22 protein-coding genes are annotated in these 25,016 nt (G+C 65.4%); 19 read left to right on the top strand and 3 right to left on the bottom strand.

The genetic code is table 11. The features are described from left to right. Positions 1–34: 34 nt before the first annotated feature. Both DOM56_RS15755 and DOM56_RS15750 read right to left on the bottom strand, forming a co-directional pair. The gene (locus DOM56_RS15755; RefSeq protein WP_110710022.1) at positions 35–1,330 is read right to left on the bottom strand and encodes a hypothetical protein; all 1,296 of its coding nucleotides are present in this window, start codon (positions 1,328–1,330) and stop codon (positions 35–37) included. 115 nt (positions 1,331–1,445) lie between these two features. Beyond that, positions 1,446–2,345 (bottom strand): LysR family transcriptional regulator, encoded by a 900-nt coding sequence (locus DOM56_RS15750; protein ID WP_110710021.1) that lies wholly within the window; start codon positions 2,343–2,345, stop codon positions 1,446–1,448. Positions 2,346–2,540: 195 nt separating this feature from the next. On the opposite strand from DOM56_RS15750, the gene leuC reads away from it, so the two are divergent. The 18 genes from leuC (at position 2,541) to DOM56_RS15660 (ending at position 22,696) form a co-directional block, all read left to right on the top strand. Beyond that, on the top strand, positions 2,541–3,995 hold the full coding sequence (gene leuC / locus DOM56_RS15745) for a 3-isopropylmalate dehydratase large subunit (protein ID WP_110710020.1): 1,455 nt from the start codon (positions 2,541–2,543) through the stop codon (positions 3,993–3,995). Continuing rightward, positions 3,992–4,636 carry a 3-isopropylmalate dehydratase small subunit gene (leuD, locus tag DOM56_RS15740; RefSeq protein WP_110710019.1) on the top strand — a complete coding sequence of 215 codons (645 nt, stop codon included), beginning with the start codon at positions 3,992–3,994 and terminating at the stop codon, positions 4,634–4,636. Before leuC ends, leuD begins: the two co-directional genes overlap by 4 nt. Further along, entirely contained in the window at positions 4,629–5,414 is a 786-nt protein-coding gene (locus tag DOM56_RS15735) for a class I SAM-dependent methyltransferase (protein WP_110710236.1), read from the top strand. Before leuD ends, DOM56_RS15735 begins: the two co-directional genes overlap by 8 nt. 9 nt (positions 5,415–5,423) lie before the next feature. Continuing rightward, positions 5,424–6,503 (top strand): 3-isopropylmalate dehydrogenase, encoded by a 1,080-nt coding sequence (gene leuB, locus DOM56_RS15730; RefSeq protein WP_110710018.1) that lies wholly within the window; start codon positions 5,424–5,426, stop codon positions 6,501–6,503. 163 nt (positions 6,504–6,666) lie between these two features. Next, the gene (gene asd, locus DOM56_RS15725) at positions 6,667–7,782 is read left to right on the top strand and encodes an aspartate-semialdehyde dehydrogenase (protein ID WP_110710017.1); all 1,116 of its coding nucleotides are present in this window, start codon (positions 6,667–6,669) and stop codon (positions 7,780–7,782) included. 156 nt (positions 7,783–7,938) lie between these two features. Beyond that, complete coding sequence (locus tag DOM56_RS15720; protein WP_157958256.1) at positions 7,939–10,326, top strand: hypothetical protein; 2,388 nt, start codon at positions 7,939–7,941, stop codon at positions 10,324–10,326. Between the two features lie 24 nt (positions 10,327–10,350). Next, on the top strand, positions 10,351–11,328 hold the full coding sequence (gene truA, locus DOM56_RS15715; RefSeq protein WP_110710015.1) for a tRNA pseudouridine(38-40) synthase TruA: 978 nt from the start codon (positions 10,351–10,353) through the stop codon (positions 11,326–11,328). After that, complete coding sequence (locus DOM56_RS15710) at positions 11,325–12,014, top strand: phosphoribosylanthranilate isomerase (RefSeq protein ID WP_110710014.1); 690 nt, start codon at positions 11,325–11,327, stop codon at positions 12,012–12,014. The genes truA and DOM56_RS15710 overlap by 4 nt, the downstream gene beginning before the upstream one ends. 13 nt (positions 12,015–12,027) lie before the next feature. Next, positions 12,028–13,242 (top strand): tryptophan synthase subunit beta, encoded by a 1,215-nt coding sequence (trpB, locus tag DOM56_RS15705; protein WP_198655823.1) that lies wholly within the window; start codon positions 12,028–12,030, stop codon positions 13,240–13,242. Between the two features lie 11 nt (positions 13,243–13,253). After that, positions 13,254–14,084: a tryptophan synthase subunit alpha gene (gene trpA / locus DOM56_RS15700; protein ID WP_110710012.1), complete on the top strand. Its 831-nt coding sequence runs from the start codon at positions 13,254–13,256 to the stop codon at positions 14,082–14,084. Between the two features lie 96 nt (positions 14,085–14,180). Beyond that, positions 14,181–15,128 carry an acetyl-CoA carboxylase, carboxyltransferase subunit beta gene (gene accD, locus DOM56_RS15695; RefSeq protein ID WP_198655814.1) on the top strand — a complete coding sequence of 316 codons (948 nt, stop codon included), beginning with the start codon at positions 14,181–14,183 and terminating at the stop codon, positions 15,126–15,128. A gap of 15 nt (positions 15,129–15,143) precedes the next feature. Continuing rightward, the gene (locus DOM56_RS15690) at positions 15,144–16,427 is read left to right on the top strand and encodes a folylpolyglutamate synthase/dihydrofolate synthase family protein (protein WP_110710011.1); all 1,284 of its coding nucleotides are present in this window, start codon (positions 15,144–15,146) and stop codon (positions 16,425–16,427) included. Between the two features lie 61 nt (positions 16,428–16,488). Then, positions 16,489–17,208 (top strand): SPOR domain-containing protein, encoded by a 720-nt coding sequence (locus DOM56_RS15685; protein WP_110710010.1) that lies wholly within the window; start codon positions 16,489–16,491, stop codon positions 17,206–17,208. Next, on the top strand, positions 17,208–17,819 hold the full coding sequence (locus DOM56_RS15680; RefSeq protein WP_110601011.1) for a CvpA family protein: 612 nt from the start codon (positions 17,208–17,210) through the stop codon (positions 17,817–17,819). Before DOM56_RS15685 ends, DOM56_RS15680 begins: the two co-directional genes overlap by 1 nt. A gap of 174 nt (positions 17,820–17,993) precedes the next feature. Then, entirely contained in the window at positions 17,994–19,505 is a 1,512-nt protein-coding gene (gene purF, locus DOM56_RS15675; protein WP_110601013.1) for an amidophosphoribosyltransferase, read from the top strand. 52 nt (positions 19,506–19,557) lie between these two features. Continuing rightward, positions 19,558–20,760 carry an O-succinylhomoserine sulfhydrylase gene (locus tag DOM56_RS15670; RefSeq protein ID WP_110710009.1) on the top strand — a complete coding sequence of 401 codons (1,203 nt, stop codon included), beginning with the start codon at positions 19,558–19,560 and terminating at the stop codon, positions 20,758–20,760. Positions 20,761–21,458: 698 nt separating this feature from the next. Further along, positions 21,459–22,013 carry a cytochrome b gene (locus DOM56_RS15665; protein WP_110710008.1) on the top strand — a complete coding sequence of 185 codons (555 nt, stop codon included), beginning with the start codon at positions 21,459–21,461 and terminating at the stop codon, positions 22,011–22,013. A 95-nt stretch (positions 22,014–22,108) separates the two neighbouring features. Beyond that, the gene (locus tag DOM56_RS15660) at positions 22,109–22,696 is read left to right on the top strand and encodes a YceI family protein (protein ID WP_110710007.1); all 588 of its coding nucleotides are present in this window, start codon (positions 22,109–22,111) and stop codon (positions 22,694–22,696) included. A gap of 123 nt (positions 22,697–22,819) precedes the next feature. Here DOM56_RS15660 and DOM56_RS15655 read toward each other — a convergent pair whose 3' ends face one another. Further along, on the bottom strand, positions 22,820–23,962 hold the full coding sequence (locus tag DOM56_RS15655; protein WP_110710006.1) for an FAD-dependent oxidoreductase: 1,143 nt from the start codon (positions 23,960–23,962) through the stop codon (positions 22,820–22,822). 137 nt (positions 23,963–24,099) lie between these two features. Here DOM56_RS15655 and dkgB point away from each other — a divergent pair, with 137 nt between their 5' ends. Continuing rightward, positions 24,100–24,912 carry a 2,5-didehydrogluconate reductase DkgB gene (gene dkgB / locus DOM56_RS15650; RefSeq protein WP_110710005.1) on the top strand — a complete coding sequence of 271 codons (813 nt, stop codon included), beginning with the start codon at positions 24,100–24,102 and terminating at the stop codon, positions 24,910–24,912. Positions 24,913–25,016 lie beyond the last annotated feature (104 nt).

Raw genomic sequence — 25,016 nt, 5'->3', positions numbered from 1 at the left:
TCCGGGCTGGCGCGCCCGGTGACGCGTGGTGTGCTCAGGAGCGCGGGTCGGCGTCGTCCTTCTCGCTCCTCTCTTGCCGTTCTCCCTGGGTCTTCGCTTCCTCGTCCGCTGCCTGGCGCTCCTTGACCTTGCGCTGGCGAAGCTGCTGGCGATAGCCGTAGGTCGCGCTGCGGATCGTTTCGTCGCTCTCCAGGCTCGACCCCAGGGCGCCGGCGACGGTGGCCACCGAGGCGGCGAGCCAGGCCAGGGCAGGGAAGTTGAGCCAGTTGATCGATTGGCCAACCGTCGTCTCCAGCAGGTTGGCAGGGACGAACAGGATCACCGCCGCCAGAAACAGGGCGAACAGGATGACGTAATAGCAGGCAACGCCCGCTGTCAGCGTCAGCACCGTGGTCAGATTGTAGAAGCCCGTCAGGCGGTTCGATCCGCTGTATCGCCTGGGTTCCCACAGGCCGTGATCGAGTATCAGCCAGGTCACCATCGCTGCCATGGCGGCGATCATCAGAATCACGAAACGGTAGAGCTCGTAGGCAGCGCTGAGTTTCCACAGCGAGGGAAAGATCAGGCCGTAGGCGCCAGTGGCGAAGGCCACCGCGATGACGCGGCGGAAGGCGGGCAGGATGGTCCAGGGGCGATTGGCCCGCACCATGCCGCCGAGCAGTTTGGCGTACCCCCGCCACTTGGCGGCGCTGACGAAGCGCACATCGACATGCTTCTCGTGCTCATCGGAAGGCGTGATCCTCTGGATTGGGACCAGTCGCTCGGAGAGCCGCCAACCCATCAGCTCGCGTGAATTGCGATTGCGAATCCCGCTCCGTTCACGGGCCTCTCGCCCCTGCTCCAGATGCTGCTGCTGACGCTCGCGCTCTTCACCATCGCTGCCGTGATGCATCTCGTTGACCAGATGCAGGATCGCTTCCCGCAGCCGCCGCCTGAGCGGCGAGATACCCAAGGCGGGCTGCGAGATGATCGCCACGCCAAGATTCTCGCTGGCTTCCGCCAGCGTCAGGCGGTCATCGCGGAAGAGCGGCAGGTCGGTAATGCAGACCACGTAGTGCCAGCCGTGGTCACGCTTGATCCGCTCTGCCTGATCGATGACGTTGTCCGTCGAATCCTCGGCCCCGATCAGTGCGTCGGTGACGCACTCCACCCGCCACCGATGACGATCATCGGTGTGGCGTTCGAGCAGTTCGGACAGTTCGTCGGCGATCAGGCCGGCGACCCGCTCCGGCAGCTCCGGTGCCGGGACCAGGCCCAGGCGCAATACATCCTCGCAACGCGCCTCCCGTGTCGTCGATTCCTGCGATCCATCCCCATGGTCCTGCGCCATGCGCGACAACTCCTCACTTTCTGGATTGGCGCCTCTCGAACGAGGGCGTCTCGAATGACTCCACTTCGAACCCGAACCGATCGGGCGTGGCCTTGCAACAGGGCCTGCGACGGGGCTAAGCGTAGCCGCTTCGGGAGGCTTCGGCCGCCCTGATCGTCTCGAGTTCGGCGATCATCGCGCGACCGGCGTTGGAGAGCGTGCGTTCGCGGTGAACCAGGTAGCCGAGGCGACGCACGATCGGCGGGTGATCCACCGGCAGCACCGCGATGTCGTCGTCGATCAGGCTTTCCGGCAGCACGCTCCAGCCCAGGCCGATGCTCGCCATCATCTTGAGCGTTTCGAGATAGTTGGTGGACAGCGCCACGTCGATGGACAGTGCCGCCTGGGTGAAGGAGTTGATCACGATATCCCGGGTAAAGGTGAGCGGTCCGGGCAGGACCGCGGGGTAATCGACGAGATCGGCGAGCGAGAGCGAGCCCCTCGCGGTCAGCGGGTGGTCGGGCGCGGCGAGGAATCGCAGCTGATCGATCCACACCGGCACCGACTCCACTTGCGGGTAGGGCTGGGGTGAGAGCGTTACCACGGCCAATTCGATCTCGCCGGCGATCACGCCATGATAGGCCTGCTCGGAGTCGAGGAAGCGCAGGTCCAGATCGACATCGGGATAGCGCTGGGTGAAGGCCTTGAGCACCGCCGGTAGCCGGTGAAGGCCGACATGGTGGCTGGTCGCCAGCGTCAGGCTGCCCTCGACACTGCCGCTCAGGTTGCTCAAGGTGCGGCGGCTGTCCTCGACCAGCTGCAGGATCTGACGAGCGCGTGGCAGTAGCAGACGGCCGGCTTCGGTCAGGCTGACCCGACGATTGATGCGATCGAACAGTTTGGCCCCGGTCTGATACTCCAGCGCGGCGATGCGTTTGCTGATCGCCGGCTGGGTAAGGTGCAACTGCTCGCCGGCCAGCGAGAACGACGCCGTGTCGGCGACCGCGATGAAGGCCTGCAGGCTCTGCGTGTCCATGGCGCGGGTTCCTGATGACGATTTCATGAATTCTGTTATGGAATGCAAAGCATAATCAAGATGAATTGATTTTATGCATGCTATGGCCGTATCTTGACGCTTCAATCAGTTGCAGCGCCGAAGCGAAGCGCTGCGATTCGCAGGCATCACGTCACTCAAGCTGCGACAGACAGCGTGACGGAGGAGATAACCCCAATGGCAAGCCAGACGCTCTACGACAAGTTGTGGGCCCAGCACCTGGTGACTCAGCGCGATGACGGTTCCGCGCTGATCTACATCGATCGTCACCTGCTGCACGAAGTCACCTCGCCCCAGGCATTCGAAGGGCTGCGGCTGGCCGGTCGCAAGCCGTGGCGCCGCGACGCCAATCTGGCGACTCCCGATCACAACGTGCCGACCACGCTCAAGGAGCGTAGCGCCGGCAATGCCGGGATACTCGACGATGTCTCGCGGATTCAGGTCGAAACCCTGGATGCCAACTGCGAGAGCTTCGACATCGAGGAGTTTCGCATCAACGATGAGCGCCAGGGCATCGTCCACGTGGTCGGGCCCGAGCAGGGCGCCACGCTGCCGGGCATGACCGTGGTCTGTGGCGACTCCCACACCGCGACCCACGGCGCCTTCGCCGCGCTCTCCCACGGTATCGGCACCTCCGAGGTGGAGCACGTACTGGCGACCCAGTGCCTGATTGCGCAGAAGATGAAGAACATGCAGGTGCGGGTCGAGGGCAAGCTGGGGCTCGGCGTCACCGCCAAGGATATCGTGCTGGCGATCATCGGCCGTATCGGTACCGCCGGTGGCACCGGCTACGCCATCGAGTTCGCCGGCAGCGCGATTCGCGAGCTCTCCATGGAAGGTCGCATGACGATCTGCAACATGGCGATCGAAGCCGGTGCCCGCGTTGGCCTGGTGGCGGTGGACGACCACACCATCGATTACCTGAAAGGTCGGCCCTATGCGCCCTCGGCCGAGCAGTGGCCGGCGGCCGTCGAGGCCTGGCGCGATCTGGTCTCGGACGATGGCGCGCATTTCGACAAGATCGTCGAGCTCGACGCTGCCGAGATCGAGCCGCAGGTGACCTGGGGAACCAGCCCGGAAATGGTCGTCAACGTCTCCGCCGAGGTGCCTGACCCGGCCGGCGCCGCCGACGAGACCGTCACCCAGGGCATGACCCGTGCGCTGGAGTACATGGGCCTCAGCGCCGGACAGAAGATCACCGATATCCGGCTCGACAAGGTGTTCATCGGCTCCTGCACCAACTCGCGGATCGAGGATCTGCGCGAGGCCGCCAAGGTGGCGAAAGGGCGCAAGGTCGCCGAGAACATCCAGTTGGCCATGGTGGTGCCGGGCTCCGGTCTGGTGAAGCGCCTGGCCGAGGCCGAGGGGCTCGACAAGATCTTCCTCGAGGCCGGCTTCGAGTGGCGCGAGCCGGGCTGCTCGATGTGTCTGGCAATGAATGCCGACAAGCTGGGCGCCGGCGAGCGCTGCGCCTCGACCTCCAACCGCAACTTCGAGGGGCGCCAGGGTTATGGCGGCCGGACCCATCTGGTCAGCCCGGCGATGGCGGCGGCCGCTGCCATCGAAGGCCATTTCGTCGATGTCCGCGAGTACGACTATGACCGGGGCAATGCACGGGAGATGAGCGCATGAAGAAGTTCGAACGCCTGCAGGGTCTGGTCGCGCCGCTCGATCGGGCCAACGTCGATACCGACCTGATCATTCCCAAGCAGTTCCTGAAGTCGATCAAGCGCACCGGCTTCGGTCCCAACCTGTTCGACGAGCTGCGTTACCTCGACGAAGGCTATCCCGGCCAGGATGCGTCGAGTCGGCCGCTCAATCCGGACTTCGTGCTCAACCAGTCGCGCTATCGCGATGCGCAGGTATTGCTGGCCCGGCGCAATTTCGGTTGCGGCAGTTCGCGAGAGCACGCGCCCTGGGCGCTGGACGATTTCGGTTTCCGTGTGGTGATCGCGCCGAGCTTCGCCGATATCTTCTATAACAACTCGTTCAAGAACGGCATCCTGTTGATCGCCCTGGACGAGGAGACGGTCGACAGGCTGTTCCTGGAGACCGAGGCGACCGAAGGCTACCGTCTGGATATCGATCTCGAAAGGCAGACGGTTACCACGCCGGATGGCGAGGCGATCCCGTTCGAGGTCGATGCCTTCCGCAAGCACTGCCTGATCGAGGGGCTCGACGATATCGGCCTGACCCTCGAGCAGTCCGGCGCGATCCACGATTTCGAGCGTGGTCACCGCGCCGCGCGTCCGTGGCTGTTTCGTGATGCCTGAGGCCCCCGGCAGCGCCGATCATGGCGCCGTCGTCGAGCGCCAGTTCGGCGCCCAGGCGGCGGCCTATCTGAGCAGCAGCGTGCATGCCCAGGGCCAGGAGTTCGCCCAGCTTCGCGAGCGGGTCGGCGAGATCGATGCACCCCGGGTGCTGGATCTGGGGTGTGGCGCCGGCCATGTCAGTTTCCAGCTGGCCGAGCTGGCGTCCGAGGTTGTCGCCTACGACCTGTCGCCGCGGATGCTCGCGGTGGTCGGCGAGGCGGCCGGCGAGCGTGGCTTCGGCAATATCCGCACGGTACAGGGGGTCGCCGAGTCGCTGCCGTTCGCCGCTGACAGTTTCGACGTGGTATGCAGCCGTTTCTCCGCCCATCACTGGCGCGACGTAGGGCTGGCGCTGCGGGAAGCGAGGCGGGTCCTGAAACCGGGTGGCCTGGCGGCGTTCATCGACGTCGCCGCCTCCGAGCAGCCGCTGTTCGACAGCTTCCTGCAGACGGTCGAGATGCTGCGCGATACCAGTCATGTGCGGGATTACGCGCCCAGCGAATGGGCGAAGATGGTGGGCGAGGCGGGGCTGGCGGTGACCGCCAGTTCGCGCCAGCGACTACGGCTGGATTTCGAGACATGGATCGCGCGCATGCGCACGCCTGACGTCATGCGCGATGCGATCCGCCACCTGCAGAGTCAGGTCGGCCAGGAAGTGCGAGACGCCTTCGAGATCGGTGAGGATGGCTCCTTCACGACCGACATGCTGGTGTTGTGGGCGACCAAGGAACACGTTTGAGGACAATGCATGAGCAAGAAGATTCTGGTTCTTCCCGGTGACGGCATCGGCCCGGAAATCACCGCCGAGGCGGTCAAGATTCTGAATGCCTGCCGCGAAGCCGGGCTGAATGCCGAGCTGGAAGAGGCGCTGGTCGGCGGTGCCGGCTACGACGCCGAAGGGCACCCGCTGCCCGATGCCACTTTGGCCAAAGCCAAGGCGGCGGACGCGATCCTGCTCGGCGCCGTCGGCGGCCCGAAATGGGACACGCTGGAAGATCTGAGCAAGCGTCCCGAGAAGGGGCTGCTGGGGCTGCGCAAGCATCTCAACCTGTTCGGCAACCTGCGTCCGGCGCTGCTCTATCCGCAGTTGGCCGAGGCGTCGACGCTGAAGCCGGAAGTGGTCTCCGGGCTCGATATCATGATCGTGCGCGAGCTCACCGGAGGGATCTACTTCGGCCAGCCGCGGGGCATCGAGGAGCGTGACGGCGAGCGGGTCGGGTTCAACACCTACGTCTACTCGGAGTCCGAGATCGAGCGGATCGGTCGGGTCGCCTTCGAGATGGCGCAGAAGCGTAGCAAGAAACTCTGCTCGGTGGACAAGGCCAACGTGCTCGAAGTCACCATCCTGTGGCGCGAGGTGATGAACCGGCTGGCACCCGAGTATCCGGACGTCGAGCTGTCGCACATGTACGTCGACAACGCCGCCATGCAGCTGGTGCGCGCGCCCAAGCAGTTCGACGTGGTGGTCACCGGCAACATGTTCGGCGATATCCTGTCGGATGCCGCGGCGATGCTGACCGGCTCCATCGGCATGCTGCCGTCGGCGTCGCTCAACGAGCATCAGCAGGGCATGTACGAGCCATGCCACGGCAGCGCACCGGACATCGCCGGCCAGGGCCTGGCCAACCCGCTGGCGACGATCCTGTCGGTGGCGATGATGCTGCGCTATTCGCTGGGGGAGCCGGCCCTGGCCGAGCGCATCGAGCGGGCGGTCGGCAGCGTTCTCGATCAGGGCCTGCGAACTGCCGATATCGCCTATCCGGGCACGCGTCAGGTTTCCACCAGCGAGATGGGGGATGCGGTACTGGCGGCTTTCGCCGACGCCTGAGCGCGGATAGCGGGCGCCAATGCGCTATAATGTGCGTTCAAGATCGACATGATACGACGACTCGAATGAGTCGTCGTGTCGCATTCATGATCATGAAAAGTGTCCGGTGGCCCGCGTGGCCACGCAGACGCCACTTTTCCAACAGCTTCGGGGTAACCAATCTATGTTGAAAGTCGGATTCGTCGGCTGGCGCGGTATGGTCGGTTCCGTGCTGATGCAGCGCATGCTGGATGACAACGATTTCGCCGGGCTCGAGCCCGTCTTCTTTTCCACCTCGCAGGCAGGTCAGGCCGGGCCCGATATCGGCATCGACGTGCCGGCGTTGAAGGATGCCAACGACATCGAGTCGCTCAAGGCGATGGACGTGATCGTCACGTGTCAGGGGGGCGACTACACCGGCGCGGTCTATCAGCCGCTGCGCCAGGCCGGCTGGAAAGGCTACTGGATCGATGCGGCCAGCACCCTGCGCATGGCGGAGGAGTCGTCCATCGTGCTCGATCCGGTCAATCGACACGTGATCGATGCCCAGCTCGCCAAGGGTGCTAGAACCTTCGTCGGCGGCAACTGTACCGTCAGCCTGATGCTGATGGGCCTCGGGGGGCTGTTCGAAGCCGGCATGGTCGAGTGGATGACTTCTATGACCTATCAGGCGGCCTCGGGTTCCGGCGCCAAGCACATGCGCGAGTTGCTGTCGCAGATGGGCGCACTGCAGTCGGCCGTGGCTCGTGATCTCGCCACGCCCTCCAGCGCCATCCTCGACATCGACCGCGATGTCACTGCCGCCATGCGCGGGGGCGAATTCCCGGTCGATAACTTCGGCGCGCCGCTGGCCGGCAGCCTGCTGCCGTGGATCGACAAGGCGATGGAGAACGGTCAGAGCAAGGAAGAGTGGAAGGGAGGCGTCGAAACCAACAAGATTCTCGCCACCGGCAACAATCCGATTCCCATCGATGGTCTCTGCGTGCGGATCGGCGCGATGCGCTCCCACAGTCAGGCGTTCACCATCAAGCTCAAGCAGGACGTGCCGATCGACGAGATCGAGGATCGCCTGGCCAAGCACAACGACTGGGTCAAGGTCGTTCCCAACGAGAAGGAGGCCACGCTGGCGCAACTGACGCCGGCGGCTGTCAGCGGCACGCTCACCGTTCCGGTGGGTCGACTGCGCAAGCTGGCCATGGGGGGCGAGTACCTGACCGCCTTCAGCGTCGGCGACCAGCTACTGTGGGGCGCAGCCGAACCACTCAAGCGCATGCTGAAGATTCTGCGCGAGCAAGCCTGAAGGCAGTCCGCGTTCGCGGTATCGCTGCGAGGTCGAGCCCCGTCAACGTTCGTTGGCGGGGCTTTTGTTATCCAATTGTTAACGGAAAGATAAAGTTTAGTGAGCCTGTGCCGATGAGTGATTCGAGATTCACTCCAATGCGTTGGCGAGGACACCATGCGGCAATGGCTCACAATGATGGCCGGCGGACTCTGTCTGGCACTGGCTTCGGCGGCCCATGCACTCGGCGTTGGCGATCCGCAGCAGGTGTCGCCGCTCAATCGTCCGCTGCATGTGGTACTGCCCCTGAGCGATGCGAAAGGGCTGGATGCATCGCGAATCTCGGTCGTCGTGGCCGACGCCGCGGCCTATCGCCAGGCGGGGCTGACCCGGACTGCCCTGGTCGACACCGTGTCGACCAGAGTCGTGCGTCAGGATGGCGGGTTGACGCTGGTGCTCGAGAGCCCGAATCGGGTGCGGGAACCTTACCTCGATCTGTTGCTGGTGGTGACCTGGCCGGAGGGGCAGTGGCAACGGGACGTGTCGTTACTGTTCGATCCCGTTGACTATGCCAGTTCGAAGCCGCTGCTGGACGGCGATGCCTCGGCGGAGTCACGGCCAGCGTCGACATCGCCCGCACCGGCACCACCTCCGGTGCGGGCAGTGACAGCTGCGCCCGGGGCCTGGCCTGCCCATCTGCCTGTGCAGCCGGGTGACTCGCTGTCGGGCCTGGCGGCCTCGCTACTGCCTCGCGCCGGGATCAGTCGCCAGGCGTTGATGGTGAGTCTCTTTCAGGCCAACCCCGCGGCATTCATCGATGGCGATATCGGCCGGCTGCGGGCCGGGGCCGATCTGCAGGTCCCTGCGGTCGACGCCGTGACCGGATTGTCCCGTGAAGATGCCGTGGCTCGGTTGCGGACGCTGGCGGGACAGGTCCGTGAGAGCCGCCCGGTCGTCGATGACCCGGGAGTGCGGCCCACGTCCGATCAAGCTGGCAGTGCACCGACCTCGCAGCTCGCCTCGCTGGAGCAGCGTCTGGCCGAGTTGACCGCCGAATCCGAACGGCAACGGACCACCATCGATGCCTTGAGCGCCGAGCGCGACGAACTGCTGGAGACCCTCGCGGCGGTGCCCGCGGTCGGCGTTCAGTCGGCAGCAACGGTGCGCGATGACGATCCCGCTCCCGAACGTTCCCTCGCGGGCCAGACTCCCGCCGGGGAGACCGGTGTCGCGAACGATCCGGCGGCGGCAGCGGTCGCGCCGGTGGCCGCGGGCAGGAGCGTCTCCGATGCCGGGGCAGCGACCTTGGCGGTGTCTGCCCCGAGCGTCGCTCGCGCGCCGACGCCGATGACGTCGGCGGGAGGGTCGCTGCTGGATCACCTGGACTGGGTCGGTGGCGGATTGGTGGTGGTGCTGCTGGCGCTGTGGGGCTTTCAGCGGCGGCGTCGAGCCAAGGGCGAGGCGCCTCCGGTCGCCGACGATCCCTCCCCAAAAGGGGCGACGGAAGCCGGTGCGAACAGCGCCGCGAGGACCTCCCCGCTTCGGCGCGCGGCGGGCGCCGACCTGGATCTCGACTCCGCCTCGATCAGCCAGGCGGACATCTACATGGCCTACGGTCGCTACGCCGAGGCGCGTGATTGGCTACGTCAGCGTCTCGCGGAGCGGGAGGACGCCCAGCTTCGGCTGGGCCTACTGAGAGCGCTGGGAGAGCTCCGGGATATGGACGCGCTGGAGATGGCGCTTTCTGGTTTTGGCGAGGATGCCACGCCACAACAGCGACGAGCAGGCCAGACCCTGGTCGACGAATACCGCGTCCGCCACGTCGAGGAGAGCTGGCAGGAGGCGACAGGCGACGGCATCACGAGTGATGGTGAAGCAGGGTGGCAGGCAAACGTGGACGACGTCGATGCGCTGTTCGAGTCCCAGGTCCCGCACGCTGCCCCCGAGATCCCGGCCTCGAGGGGAATCGACGGCATTGCGTCTTTCCAGGCGGCCTCGCCCCGAAGCGAAGACGCGCGTTTCGATCTCGATGCCACTCCCCGTCGGCCCCCGCAGGGGGACGCCGACGTCGAGGAAGCGGGGACGCGGCGCGACGCCTTGGCAGCGCTGTTCGAGGATGACCTGAGCGCGGCTGTCGAAGCTTCGGAAAGGTCACCGCTCGTTGCCCGCATCGAGTACGAAGCGCCGACGCTGGAACTGGCGACGGAACCGCCAGAAAAAACCACGCCGGCCTCCTCTGAGGCCAGACCTGTCGTAGACTTCTCGGCCCTCTCGCTGGAGCCCATGGAACGGTCGCTGGAGCCCACGGAGCATTCCCTGGAGATCGTGGCCGGGCCGGAGCGCGGAGGCAGGCTCGAGCCGACGGAGGCGGAGTCGTTCGACGACGGCGAATTCGGCTTCAGGATCAATGACGCCGCGAGTGCGGCACCAAGGCATGCCGATGGTGCTGGCGTCGTGTCGAGGATCTCCGAGGAGGCTATTAGCCGTCGACGCGAAGTTCCCGCCGATCGCGACGTCGAGGAGGTGGAATTCCGGTCGTCGCATCGGGATAATGGGCGCCCCTAACGACTTTCGGCTGCACAGGTTTCGATGGCGTTTTTCTCCCGGCAGGACGACAACCAGCCGCTGACGGGCCGTCTGGCCCTTGGCGTCGAGTACGACGGCACGCACTACTGCGGCTGGCAACGCTTGCGCCAGGCTCCATCGGTGCAGGGCGCGCTCGAGGCGGCGTTGAGCAAGATCGCCGCCGCGCCAGTGCGCGTGCTCTGCAGTGGGCGCACCGACAGTGGCGTCCACGCCACGCGCCAGATCGTTCACTTCGATGCGCCGGTCGCGCGCACCCAGAAGGCTTGGCTGTTCGGCGCCAACGCGCAATTGCCGCGGGATATCGCGGTGCGCTGGCTCACGCCGGTCGCCGACGACTTTCATGCCCGCTTCTCGGCGCTGGCCCGCCGCTATCGCTACCTCATTCTCAATCAGCCGACGCGCCCGGTCATGGAACGGAACAACGTGACATGGTGCCGGGAGCCGCTGGATGCCGAGCGCATGCATCGCGCCGCTCAAGCTTTGGTCGGCGAACATGACTTCTCCAGCTACCGGGCCGCCGGCTGCCAGTCGAAGGTGCCGGTGCGCCACCTCCATTTCATCGAGGTACGCCGCCTGGGGCCGCTGGTCATGATCGATGTGCAGGCCAACGCCTTCCTGCATCACATGATCCGCAACATCGCTGGCGTGCTGGTGGCGGTCGGGCGGGGAGACGAGGATGAGACCTATCCCGCCAGGCTGCTGGCGCTGAGGGATCGCAAGCTGGGTAACGTCACCGCGCCCGCCTGCGGGCTGCATTTCGTCGACGTGCGCTTCGACGAACGCTTCGCGTTGCCCGAGGAGCCGGTCGGGCCGAACCTGATGGCGTTTCTCGGTGACTGGACCGGCGAGCGGGACATGATCCCGGATACGCCGCTGATGCGCCGGCGTCGGGTATGGCCGAAGTGGATCGACGACCAGGGCCGGGTGGTCGACCAGCACCCCCAGGCCACGACAGAAGCCGGAGAGGAGGTCTCGCCATGAGCACGGAGATCGATCCGGTCAGAATCAAGATATGCGGTCTGACCCGGGCCGAGGACATTCGGGTCGCCATCGCTTGCGGTGCCGACGCCCTGGGTTTCGTGATGTGGGCGGGCAGCGCTCGCGCCATCGATGCCGATAGGCTCGCGATGCTGAGTGCCACGGTGTCACCCTTCGTGACCCGGGTGGGCCTGTTCGTCGATCCGGGCGTTGCCGATGTCGAGGCGTGTCTACCCTATCTCGACCTGCTACAGTTCCATGGCGACGAGCCTGCCGATTTCTGCGCTCGGTTCGACAAGCCCTGGATCAAGGCGATCCGAATGCGCGACGAGATCGATCTCGGGGCGGCGGCCGAGACCTACTCGGGAGCCGGTGCGCTGCTTCTCGATGCGTTTCGCCCGGGTGTCCCCGGCGGCACGGGAGAGACCTTCGACTGGCAGCGCATCCCCGACTCGTTGGCGAAACCCGTGATCCTCGCCGGTGGCCTGACCCCTGACAATGTCGCCGCCGCCATCATGCAGGTACGACCCTATGCGGTCGATGTCTCCGGCGGCGTCGAGTCGGGCAAGGGCATCAAGGATCCGCTGCGGATCCGGGCTTTCTGCGCGCAGGTGCAGGCAACGACTGCCGCACTGTCCGCGGGGGCGTCCGCTGCGCCGTTCACCACCAAATCATCCACCGCCAACTGATGAGGGTCCCTTCGTGAGCCGATTCCACGACCTGACGCAACTGCCGGACGCTCGCGGCCACTTCGGTCCATACGGCGGCCGTTTCGTATCCGAGACCCTGAGCTTCGCGCTGGAAGAGCTCGAGACCATCTATGCCGGTCTCAAGGACGATCCCGAGTTCCAAGCGGAGTTCGATCGCGACCTGACACACTATGTCGGTCGGCCATCTCCGCTCTATCACGCCGAACGCTGGTCGCGGGAGATCGGCGGGGCGCAGATCTGGCTCAAGCGCGAGGATCTGAACCACACCGGCGCGCACAAGGTGAACAACACCATCGGTCAGGCGCTGCTGGCCAAGAAGTCCGGCAAACCCCGGGTGATCGCGGAAACCGGCGCCGGGCAGCATGGCGTCGCTACCGCGACGGTCGCCGCGCGGCTGGGCCTGAAGTGCGAGATCTACATGGGCGCCGAGGATGTCGAGCGCCAGAAGCTCAACGTCTATCGCATGCATCTGCTGGGCGCCAAGGTGGTACCGGTGGAGTCCGGCTCGCGGACGCTCAAGGATGCGATGAACGAAGCGCTGCGCGACTGGGTCACCAACGTCGACGACACCTTCTACATCATCGGCACCGTGGCCGGTCCGCATCCTTATCCGATGCTGGTCCGCGACTTCAGCGCCATCGTCGGGCGCGAGGCGCGCCGCCAGTCGCTCGAGCAGATCGGGCGGCTGCCCGATGCGCTGGTGGCGTGCGTGGGCGGCGGTTCCAACGCCATGGGCCTGTTCTACCCGTTCGTCGAAGACGACGACGTCATCATGTACGGGGTCGAGGCCGGTGGTGAAGGCGTTGCCACCGGTCGTCACGCCGCGCCGCTGACGGCCAACGCGCCGCGGGGCGTACTCCACGGTAACCGGACCTACCTGATGTCCGACGAGGGCGGACAGGTCGCCGACACCCAGTCGATCTCCGCCGGCCTGGATTATCCCGGTGTCGGCCCCGAGCATGCGCTGTGGAAGGACGTCGGCCGGGTGCGCTACGTGGCGGCGGACGACGACGAGGTGCTGGCGGCGTTTCGCGAACTGACGCTCGTCGAGGGCATCATGCCCGCGCTGGAATCCGCTCACGCGCTGGCCCACGCCAAGAAGCTGGCGGGGGAGATGTCTCCGGACCAGCATATCGTCGTCAACCTCTCCGGGCGCGGTGACAAGGACATCCACACCGTCGCCAAGCTCGACGGCATCGAATTTTGACTGGGGTCGACATGAATCGAACCGCATCCAACCGTATCGACCGGCGCTTCGCGGCGCTCAAGGCCCAGGGCCGGACCGCGCTGATCCCCTACATCACTGCCGGTGATCCGGCACCGGCGCACACGGTCGATTTCATGCATGCCTGCGTGGAAGCGGGCGCCGACATCCTTGAGCTCGGGGTGCCGTTCTCCGATCCGATGGCGGACGGGCCGGTGATCCAGAAGGCGTGCGAGCGGGCGCTGGTGCACGGTACTCGGCTACGCCACGTGCTGGAAATGGTGGCCGAATTTCGCCAGCGGGACAGCGAAACGCCGGTGGTGCTGATGGGGTATCTCAACCCCATCGAGCGGATGGGATATGACGTCTTCACGCGCCAGGCGGAAGCGTCCGGGGTCGATGGGGTACTGGTGGTCGATATGCCGCCGGAGGAAGCCGGCGACAATGCCGCGCTGTTCGCGGCCCACGGCCTGCAGTCGATCTTCCTGCTCGCACCGACGACCTCCGAGGCGCGAGCCAGGGAGATCTGCAGCCACGGCGAGGGCTATCTCTATTACGTTTCGCTCAAGGGCGTGACCGGTGCGGCAACGCTCGACGCCGATGCCGTCGGCGAGCAGCTGAGCAAGCTCCGGCGCGTGACCGAGCTGCCGCTGTGCGTCGGCTTCGGCATCCGGGACGGCGAGACGGCGGCGGCGATCGGCCGGGTGGCCGACGGCGTCATCGTCGGCAGCGCCCTGGTCGGCCGTATCGCCGAGCGTGCCGACGACCCGGCCTCCATCCCCGCGGCGCTGAAGTCGATCCTCGGCGAGATGCGGGAAGCGCTCGACCGTGACGTGGCCGGCTGAGGCCGGGGCGACGATTTGGTATCATCCAGCGTTTCCGTTTCTCGTATGGCTGTTTTCAACACTTTCTGTTTTGGCAAATAGGGAAGCTTTCCTGACATGAGCTGGCTAGACAAGATCGTTCCGTCGATGAGCCGCACCCAGCGCAATGACCGCCGCGCTAGCGTGCCGGACGGCCTGTGGCGCAAGTGCCCGAACTGTGAATCGGTGCTCTACCTTCCCGAGCTGGAGAAGCACCAGAACGTCTGCCCCAAGTGCCAGCATCATCTGCGGCTGACCGCGCGCAAGCGGCTCAACTGGTTCCTCGACGCGGAAGGGCGCGAGGAGATCGCCGGTGATCTTCAACCGAGCGACCGGCTCAAGTTCCGCGACTCCAAGAAGTACAAGGATCGGCTGGCGTCGGCCCAGAAGTCGACCGACGAGAACGATGCGCTGATCGCCATGCGCGGGACGCTCGATGGCCTGCCGGTGGTGGCGGTGGCGTTCGAATTCTCGTTCATGGGCGGCTCCATGGGGGCGATCGTCGGCGAGAAGTTCGTGCGTGCGGCGACGCTGGCCCTCGAAGAGCGGATCCCGCTGGTCTGCTTTGCCGCCTCCGGTGGCGCGCGCATGCAGGAAGCCCTGTTCTCGCTGATGCAGATGGCCAAGACGTCGGCCGCGCTCGAGAAGCTCAAGCTGGCCGGCGTGCCCTATATTTCGGTGCTCACCGACCCCGTCTTCGGCGGTGTGTCGGCGTCGCTGGCGATGCTGGGTGACCTCAACGTGGCCGAACCCAATGCCCTGATCGGCTTCGCCGGCCCGCGCGTCATCGAGCAGACGGTACGCGAGACCCTGCCGGAAGGCTTCCAGCGCAGCGAGTTCCTGCTCGAGCACGGCACCGTCGACATGATCGTGTCGCGACCGGAGCTTCGCGAGCGACTGGGCAGCGTGCTGCGCAAGCTGACGCATCAGCCGGTCGTCGGCGTGGCGGTGGACGAGACGTCCGAAGCGGTCGAGGATTTCTCTCCCCTACCGGAAGAGCCGGACGCTCCCCGGGCCTCGCGTTAAGGAACCTGTCGAGCCATGAGTGCCACCCTCGACGACTGGCTGGCGCGTCTCGAGCGCCAGCATCCGGTCGCCATCGACATGGGACTGGAGCGGGTGGCCGTCGTGGCCGAGCGGCTCGGCCTGACGCAGGGCCCGATCGCGCACCGTGTGGTGACCGTTGCCGGTACCAATGGCAAGGGTTCCACGGTGGCGATGCTGGAGCGGCTGGCTCGAGCCCACGGTTTGACGACGGCCAGTTATACCTCGCCTCACCTCCTGCGCTACAACGAGCGGCTCTGCTTCGACGGTCGTGCGGCCGGGGACGAACTCCTGGTTGCCGGGTTCGAGCGCGTCGAGGCCGCACGCCTGGCCGGCGATCCCGTCAGCCTGACCTATTTTGAAGCGGGAACCCTGGCGGCGCTGGTGACGATCGCCGACGTCCGCCCCGAGCTGGCCATTCTGGAGGTGGGCCTGGGCGGTCGCCTGGACGCGGTCAACGTGGTCGACAGCGACGTCGCGATCATCACCACCATCGCCCAGGATCATGCGGATTTTCTCGGCACCGATCTCGAGGGCATCGGCTTCGAGAAAGCCGGCATCCTCAGGCAGGGGCGACCCGCGGTGCTGGGGAGTCGTGAACTGCCGGTGAGCGTGTCTCGGCGGATCCAGGCGCTGGCCGTCGCCGATCATTGGCTGGGCCGCGATTTCGATCACGCCGAAGCGGGCGATGGCGGCTGGTCCTGGCAGGGCCGGTCGGAGGCGGGTGATCGCTATCGTCTCGATAGCTTGCCCGACCCGGGGTTGCCGCTGGACAATGCCGCCGTCGCGCTCGAGGCCCTGAGCCTTTGCGGCGTGCCGCCACGAGAGGCCGAATCTCGCCTGGCGATGTCGAACGTGGCGCTGGCGGGCCGGCTGCAGTGGCTGGGTAACTGGTGCTTCGACGTGGCGCACAACCCGCATGCGGCGCGTTACGTAGGCTCGCGGCTGGCCCGGCGCCCGCGACCGGCACGCCGTATCGGACTGCTCGGCGTGCTCAGGGACAAGGACGCCGCGGCGCTGATCGAGGCGCTGGCACCGGTCATCGACGTGTGGCTGCCGGTGGACTTGCCGGGTGAACGCGGCCGCTCCGGTGAGGAGCTTGCCACGGTCGTTGCCTCGCAGGGCGGAGAGACGTTGGCGGCGGCATCGTCGCCGGCGGCGGCTGTCGCCTGGCTCACGCCTCGTCTTGCGCCCGATGAAGAAGTGTTAGTATGCGGTTCGTTTCTGACCGTGGCCGGCGCGCTCGAGGCGCTCCAGACCCGGCTGAATGACGACGCGTAGTGAATTCGATCACAGGATGATCGAGCGGCTGTCGAAGCATGTCTAAGGAGGTCCAGGTCCTATGAAGTATGGATGGCGTGAACGTATCAGCGGCGCGGTCATTCTCGTCGCGCTGGGGGCCATTTTTCTGCCGATGCTGTTCGACGATCCCGAACCGCGCCAGCAGGAACCAGGGCCGGTCATGGTGATAGAGCAGCCGATCGACGGAGGCGAGACACGTCAGCGTATCATCGAGTCGCCGCAGCCGCCGGCGTCGGTCGCTGCCCAGAATGGTGCCAGCGGTGGCGGTACCGCCGTCCCCGAGCCGGATACCCGCGATCAACTGGGGACAGGCAGTGACGACTCGTTCGGCCAGAACGGCGCTGGCGGTGGATCATCCACCACCGGCAGTGATGATCCGATTGCCGATATCGCCCAGTCCGAGCAGCCACAGTCGGCTTCCCGCCAGCCGGAACCAGAGCCGGAGCCGGAACCGACCAGGCCCGCTGCCAGCCAGCCCTCCTCGCCGCAGCAGGCGTCGACGCCCGAACGCACCTCCGCGAGCAGCGATGGCGGCTGGGTGGTTCAGGTCGGCAGCTTCGGGCAGTCCGACAACGCCACGCGACTGGCGGCCAAGCTCAAGGAGCAGGGCTTCGCGGCTTACTCCCAGCCCCGGGACAACAATCTGACCACGGTCTACGTGGGGCCGTTCTCGTCGTCGGACGCCGGTGAAAAAGCTCGCGCCGAGCTCAAGCAGGCCGCCAATATCCAGGGGCTGCTGATCCGCAAGCCGGGTAGCTGATGACATTGACCTGGCTCGACTATGCCTTCCTGCTGGTATTGACGATATCGATGCTGGCAGGTTTCATGCGTGGCCTGGTACGGGAGGCGCTGGGACTCGGCGCCTGGATCGTGGCGTTGCTGGCGGCGCGGGTATTCGCCAAACCGATCGCCGATCTGCTGGCACCGTACATCTCCCACCCCGACGCACGGCTGGTACTCGGTTTCGTGCTGATCATCTTCGTGGTGGTGATGATCTGCGGCTTCGTCATCCGGCTGCTCAACGCGGCGGTGGAGTGGGTCGGCATGGGCTTCTTCAATCGCCTGGCCGGAGCGGTCTTCGGTCTGGCCCGGGGAGCCGCGATCCTGGTGATCGTCACGGTCGTCATCGGGCTGACACCGCTGGCGCAGTTGCAGGCATGGCAGCAGGCGCAGTTGAGGCCGTCGTTCGAATCCCTGCGCGAGTGGGCACTGGTTCAGCTGCAGAGCTGGGACGTCGATACGACGGCTGCGGAGGATGCCATGCGGCAACTGCCGATGACATTACCGCAAAGCGACAATTCTTCATCCAGTCAGAACGGGCGGGGTGTGACGATTCCGATCCCCGGTCCGACCGAAAAACCAGCGCCCTGAAGGAAGCGATGAACGAATAGGCGAGCGGGATGAAGTGCCGGATATCCGTAGTACGGGGCCCCGACGCATGGGGCCCGGGCGATGATTCCGGGAATCGCGTCACGGCGCGATTCATCCACGCTGGCATTCGTGCACTGTCTCCCGAATGGGTGCGACCAAGCGAGGTAAGTCGGCATGTGCGGTATCGTAGGCCTCATGGCCAATGAAGCGGTCAATCAGTTGATCTATGACGCATTGACGGTTTTGCAGCACCGCGGACAGGACGCCGCCGGCATGATGACCTGGGATGAAGGTCGCTTTCTGCTGCGCAAGAACAACGGGCTGGTTCGCGATGTCTTTCATACGCGCCACATGAAGCGTCTGCAGGGCCACCTGGGGATCGGTCATGTGCGCTATCCGACCGCGGGTTCGGCGAGCGAGGCCGAGTCTCAGCCGTTCTACGTCAATTCGCCCTACGGCATCACCTTGGCCCACAACGGCAACCTGACCAACTCCGATCAGCTCAAGCAGGAGCTGTTCTCCTCCGACCTGCGTCATATCAATACCAGCTCCGATTCCGAGGTGCTGCTCAACGTGTTCGCCCATGAGTTGGGCAAGCAGGGGCTCTACCTGACGCCGGAAGACATCTTCGACGCGCTGCGTCGCGTCCATCGCCGCTGCAGTGGCGGTTACGCGGCAGTCGCGATCATCAACGGCTTCGGCCTGGTGGCCTTCCGCGACCCCCATGGCATCCGGCCGGTGGTCTACGGCACGCGCCAGACCGCCGAGGGCCAGGAGGTGATGATCGCCTCCGAGTCGGTGGCGCTCGATGTCGCCGGCTTCGAACTGGTGCGCGACCTGGCACCGGGCGAAGCGATCTTCGTCGACATGGACAAGAACATCCATACGCAACAGTGCGCCGACAAGCCGCGGCTGACACCCTGCATCTTCGAGCACGTCTACCTGGCGCGCCCCGACTCGATGCTCGACGGTGCCTACGTCTACGGCACCCGGATGCAGATGGGCCGCAAGCTGGGCGATCGTATCCAGCGCGAGTGGCCGGATCACGATATCGACGTGGTGATCCCGATTCCGGATACCTCCCGGACCACGGCGCTGGAACTGGCCCAGCACATCGGAGTGACCTTCCGTGAAGGTTTCATGAAGAACCGCTACATCGGGCGGACCTTCATCATGCCGGGCCAGACCCAGCGTAAGAAATCGGTTCGCCAGAAGCTCAACGCCATCGCCAGCGAGTTCGAGGGCAAGAACGTGCTGCTGGTGGACGACTCCATCGTGCGCGGCACGACCTGCAAGCAGATCATCCAGATGGCGCGGGACGCCGGCGCCAACAAGGTCTACTTCGCTTCCGCCGCACCGGCGGTGCGCTATCCCAACGTCTACGGCATCGACATGCCGGTGGCCACCGAGCTGGTCGCCCACGGTCGCACCGATGCCGAGGTCAGCGAACTGATCGGCGCCGACAAGCTGATCTACCAGGACCTGGAGGACCTCAAGGCCGCCTGTCGCGAGGTCAATCCGGCACTGGACGATTTCGATTGTTCCGTCTTCGACGGCAGTTACGTGACCGGCGATGTCGACGAGGCCTATTTCGCCGCGCTGGAGGCTTCGCGCAACGATGCCGCCAAGCAGCGCGAGAGCCTCAACGCCGTGGTCGACCTGCACAACGATATCGAAGACGATTGAACCTTCCGACCCGATGATCCGCTCATCGGGTCCTGCTTTCAGGAGCTGCAGGATGAGTTTTGACGACCATCTCACGCCGGGGTTGGAGACACTGGGGCTGGAGACGCTGGCGATCCGCGCGGGACACGAGCGTACCCACGAGCAGGAGCACGGCGAGCCGATCTTCCCGACCTCGAGCTTCGTCTACGGCAGCGCGGCGGAGGCGGCGCGCAAGTTCAAGGGCGAGGAGCCGGGCAACGTCTACTCTCGCTTCACCAATCCCACGGTGCGCACCTTCGAACGGCGGCTGGCGGCGCTCGAGGGTGGCGAGCGCTGCGTCGCCACCAGCTCCGGCATGGCCGCGATCCTCTCCACCGTGCTGGCGCTGCTGGAAGCGGGCGACGAGGTCATCGTCTCGCGCTCGGTGTTCGGCTCGACCATTGCTTTGTTCGACAAGTATCTCGCCAAATTCGGCGTGGTGCCGCGCTATGTCGAACTCAACGATCTGGCGCAGTGGGAAGCGGCGATCACGCCCCGGACCAAGCTGCTCTTCGCGGAGACGCCGTCGAATCCGCTCAACGAGCTGGTCGACATCGCGGCGTTGGCCGAGCTGGCCCACCGGCACGGCGCCTGGCTTGCGATCGACAACTGCTTCCTCACCCCGGCGCTGCAGCGGCCGCTGGATCTGGGCGCGGACCTGGTCATTCACTCGGCCACCAAGTATCTCGACGGTCAGGGCCGGGCGATCGGCGGGGCGGTCGTGGGGCGTGACCAGGAGCTCGAGCAACTCTACGGCGTCGTCCGTACCTGCGGCCCGTGCATGAGTCCGTTCAACGCCTGGATCTTCCTCAAGGGGCTGGAGACACTGAGCCTGCGGATGGAGGCCCATAGCCGCAACGCGCTGGCGTTCGCCGAGTGGCTGGAGTCGCAGCCCGCCATCGAGCGTGTCCACTACAGCGGACTCGAGAGTCACCCGCAGCATTCACTGGCCAGGCAGCAGCAGCGGGGATTCGGCGCCGTGATGGGGCTCGAGGTGAAGGGTGGCCAGGAGGCGGCATGGACTGTGATCGACAACACCCGGTTGATGTCGATCACCGGCAATCTGGGGGACGTCAAGACCACCATCACCCACCCCGGCACCACCACCCATGGCCGTCTCAGCGACGCCCAGCGCGCTTCCGCCGGCATCCGTGACGGCCTGATTCGCATCGCCGTCGGGCTGGAGACGCTCGACGATCTCAAGGCCGATCTCGAACGGGGCCTGAAATTGCTCTAGCCGGCGGACCTATCGCGTTACGATAGTGGACGCTAATCCGGGGGGCGTGGCGACAGCGTATTCCAAGGAGACGAGGCTGCGGCGGTTGCCCCGGAGCCTCGTCGGTTTTGACGGTCGGGTTTCGGTTGGCCACGGCTATCTATTGCGCCTTCATGGGACCATACTGGCGTTGTACGTCGGCTTGGCTGGCTGAAAAATCATCACGCGCTCGCAGCCGCCGGGTTGACCAACTGGGTCGTATGCGGACGAGGAAAATGTGATGAGCAAAGGACGAGACAGCAAGAAAGACGCCAAGAAGAAGCCCCTCCTGACGGCCAAGGAGAAGAGGGCGGCAAAGGCCTCCAAGAAGTCCGACAGCAGCCTGTTCAGTCACTGAAAGCGAAGCAGCCATCGATGCTTCGATGGCTGTGACGACAGCTCTCCATCCCACCGTTACCGGCATGCCAGGCACTGATGGCCAGGCTGCCACGCGTTCGGGTATCAGCGTGCTCCTCCTCGCTCCTCTCCATCAACGTGAATGACTCCGATGCCTCCCTGAGAGGCCCTGCTGGACGTCGACTGGCGCCGAGGTGAGCGGGGAGTCCGGCTCACGTCTCCGCCTTATTGTTTCCCGCTCGTCACCAATCGTTTTACGGATCCCGCTCTAGCGTCCTGATCGTCAGGCAGTATGCTGAATCGGAACGAAGGGGAGATACGCCGTGTGGGGTAATACGCGATCGGGTTGGGGCTGGGTCAGCATCGCCATTCACTGGGCGAGCGCGCTGGCGATTTTCGGTCTGTTCGCCCTGGGCTGGTGGATGACCGGTCTGGGTTACTACGATCACTGGTATCACCTGGCGCCGTGGTGGCACAAGTCGATAGGCATCCTGATACTGCTGGTGAGTGTACTGAGGGTGATCTGGAGAGTGCTGCAGCCGACGCCGGTCGCCCATGGCACGCGGCTTGAACGACGTGCGGCGCACATCGGCCATGGCCTGATCTATGCGCTGATGTTCGTCGTGATGATCTCCGGTTACCTGATTTCCACGGCGGAAGGCGATGGCATCAGCGTGTTCGGCTGGTTCACCATGCCGGCGCTGGTGTCGGGTCTACCGAATCAGGCCGTGCTGGCGGGCGATGTGCACTGGTACGCGGCCTGGGCGCTGGTCGTTCTGGCCGTCGGCCACGGTCTGGCGGCATGCAAGCATCACTGGCTGGATCGCCAGGATACGCTGGTTCGGATGCTGACGCCCCGCGCGGCCAGGCAGCGCTGATCACGTTTTCCCGGCCAGGGCGACCGACATACGAGCCGGTCGCCCTGGCCGAATCGCTCGACAATACGAACGCAAACGTTTCGAGGAGCAAGACGATGTTGAAGAAGACCGCACTCGCCACGCTGATCGCCGCCGCGTCGGCCATGCCGCTGGCCCAGGCCCAGGCAGCCGACTACAAGATCGACACCGAGGGCCAGCACGCCTTCATCCAGTTCAAGATCAGCCACCTCGGCTACTCGTACATTCTGGGCAACTTCAAGTCGTTCGACGGCGGTTTCAGCTACGATCCCGAGTCACCGGACGACTCCAGCGTCAACGTCACCGTTGACGTCGACAGTCTGGAAACCAATCACGCCGAGCGTAACAAGCACATCCTGAGCGGTGACTTCCTCGACGCGGGCGAGTTCCCTCAGGCCACGTTCCAGTCCACCAGCTTCGACGTCGACGATGATGGCGAGGAAGCCGAAATGACCGGCGACCTCACCCTTCATGGCGTGACCAAGCCGGTCACCTTCGAGGTCGATCACATTGGCGGCGGTGACGATCCGTGGGGCGGCTATCGACAGGGCTTCGAGGCTTCTACGACACTGGACCTGGCCGATTTCGATATCGACATGAGCCAGTTCCCGGAGCCGATGCACAGCGTCGAGCTCTATATCGTGCTCGAGGGTATTCGTCAGTAAGCCGTTTCGGGCAGGGAGGGTGTCAGCCGACGACCTCCCCGTACGGGATCCCGGCCATGTGCCGGGATCTTGCGTCATGGGGTATCGGTACGGGAGGCGTCGTCCGGCCTGCCGCGGCAGGGGTCAGCGCTGGCCCAGGTAGTGCGCCACCTCGCGGCGGTCGCGACGGTGTTTCCAGCGCCGGACCCAGCGACCGCGGCACCAGAGCGGGCCGCGCCAGGCGATGTCACGAAGATCGCCCAGGTTGAGCGCCTTCCAGTGCTCGTTGTGGCCATGGTGCAGGGCCCGGGATTCTCCGCCGGCAGCCTCCTCCAGCGAGGCCAGCAGCAGCGCGTTGCGCTCGCGCGTGGTCAGCGGCGCGCTGCGACCGGCGGGCTTCTCCCTGGCGAGAAACAGGTTCGGATCTTGCCGGCTACGCAGTTTCGCGTCGACATCGATGGCGTCGTTCTCGTCCCGGGTCAGACCGAACATCTCCAGCGTGGGCGAGGGTTTCAGGTGATCGGTCACGACCAGTAGATCGGCGTCCACGCCGCTGCCATCGTCCAGGATCAACTGACCACGGTGGTAGCGGCTTGCCTTCGCGACCAGCTCCAGTTGCAACCCGCGACGATGCAGGCGCTGCGTCAGCCAGCGATTGGCGCGCTGGCAGGCGCCGGGGAGCAGTTTGCGGTCGTTGGCGATCAGCGTCACCGGCAGTCGCCGTCCATAGCGTTCGCCCAGTGCCAGCAGATTGGCGGCAAGCTCGACGCCATTCGGCCCGCCGCCGAGGAGGGCGACTCGTGGCAGTCTGGCCGCGGCGCCGGCGAGCTGGCTTTCCAGCCGTTGGCGCAACTGCCAGAGATCGTCGGCGGAAGCCGTGAAAACGCCCTGCGCGGTATAGAAACCGGGGATGGCGTGCTCATCCACGACCGGTGGCAGGTCGAGCGATAGCCAGTCGTAATCGAGCTCGCGCCCGTCGGTGAGCGTGATTCGGCGCTGGTGTCGATCGACCTGGACCACCTCGGCGCCAACATGTACACCGCCGTGAACGGCGATGCGGTCGGCAGGAAGACGAACGTCGTCGCGCTGCCATTCGCCGCCCAGCATGCCGCCGAGCCAGTCCGAGAATGCGAAGTCCTGCCGGGTGACCAGCGTCACTCGGGCACCGTGTCGTATGAGCCGCTCGGCATGAGCAGCGACGTGGAGATGGGCGTCGCCGTTGCCGACGAGTATCAGATGCCGGCCCTCGGGCGGAGGGTCGGTGGCGCGCGGCTGGGTATTTGGCATGCCTCGATCCGGGCGGAAAATCAGCGTTCAGTCTAGCATGGGCTGGTAGCGGGGCTTGAAGATCTCTTTGTCGCCTACAGTCTCCTTCTAGCCACGCTTCGATCTCATCTGACCTTTCCGATCAAGGAGAAAGCATCGTGACACGTCATCTACTGCCGCAACCCGGTCTGGGAACCTATCGCCTCAAGGAGCAGGCGGTGATCGATTCGGTGACCTCCGCACTCCAACTCGGCTATCGCCATCTCGACAGCGCCCAGATGTACGAGAACGAGGCGGCGGTGGGGAAGGCGATCCGCCAGAGCGGCGTCGCGCGCGACGAGCTGTTCGTGACCACCAAGATCTGGTGGGACAAGCTGGAGCCGGAGGCGCTGACCCGGGCCGTCGAGCAGAGTCTCGAGAACTTCGGTCTGGAGCAGCTCGATCTGATCCTGATCCACTGGCCTTCGCCCGGTGACGAGGTGCCGATGGCGGATTATATCGCCGCCCTGGACGCGGCCCGGGCTCGCGGCCAGACCAGGCACATCGGCGTTTCCAACTTCACCGTCGCCCAGATCGACCAGGCGCTCGGCTTGCCGGGGGGCGAGAACATCGTCACCAACCAGATCGAGGTGCACCCGTTCCTCGCCAACCGCAAGCTGGTCGAGCACTGTCAGGCCAAAGGGCTCGATGTCACGGCCTACATGCCGCTGGCGGTGGGCAAGGTGATGAAGGACCCGGTGCTCGAACGGATCGCCAACGCCCACGATGCCTCTCCGGCGCAGGTCGCCCTGGCCTGGATCGCGGCACGCGATATCATCGTGATTCCGTCCTCGACCAACCCGGCCAATCAGAAATCCAATCTCGAGGCGATGAAGCTTCGGCTCAGCGACGACGAGATCGCCCAGATCGACGATCTCGACCGGGGCGACCGGCAGGCCAATCCATCGTTCGCGCCGCAATGGGACGAGTGAAACCGGGCGGCGAGCGCGAGTGGCGTCCGGCCAATTGCCGTGAGACGAAGCTTTGCCGCCATCGAATCTTTATCGCGCTCGCGGGTCAAAGCGTTACCGTTTCA

Origin of the sequence: Salinicola sp. CR57 (assembly GCF_003206585.1) — a bacterium.
GTDB classification, from domain to species: domain Bacteria; phylum Pseudomonadota; class Gammaproteobacteria; order Pseudomonadales; family Halomonadaceae; genus Salinicola; species Salinicola lusitanus.
The sequence above is the reverse complement of the archived record's forward strand: the minus strand, read 5'-3'. Positions and strand labels throughout refer to the sequence as shown.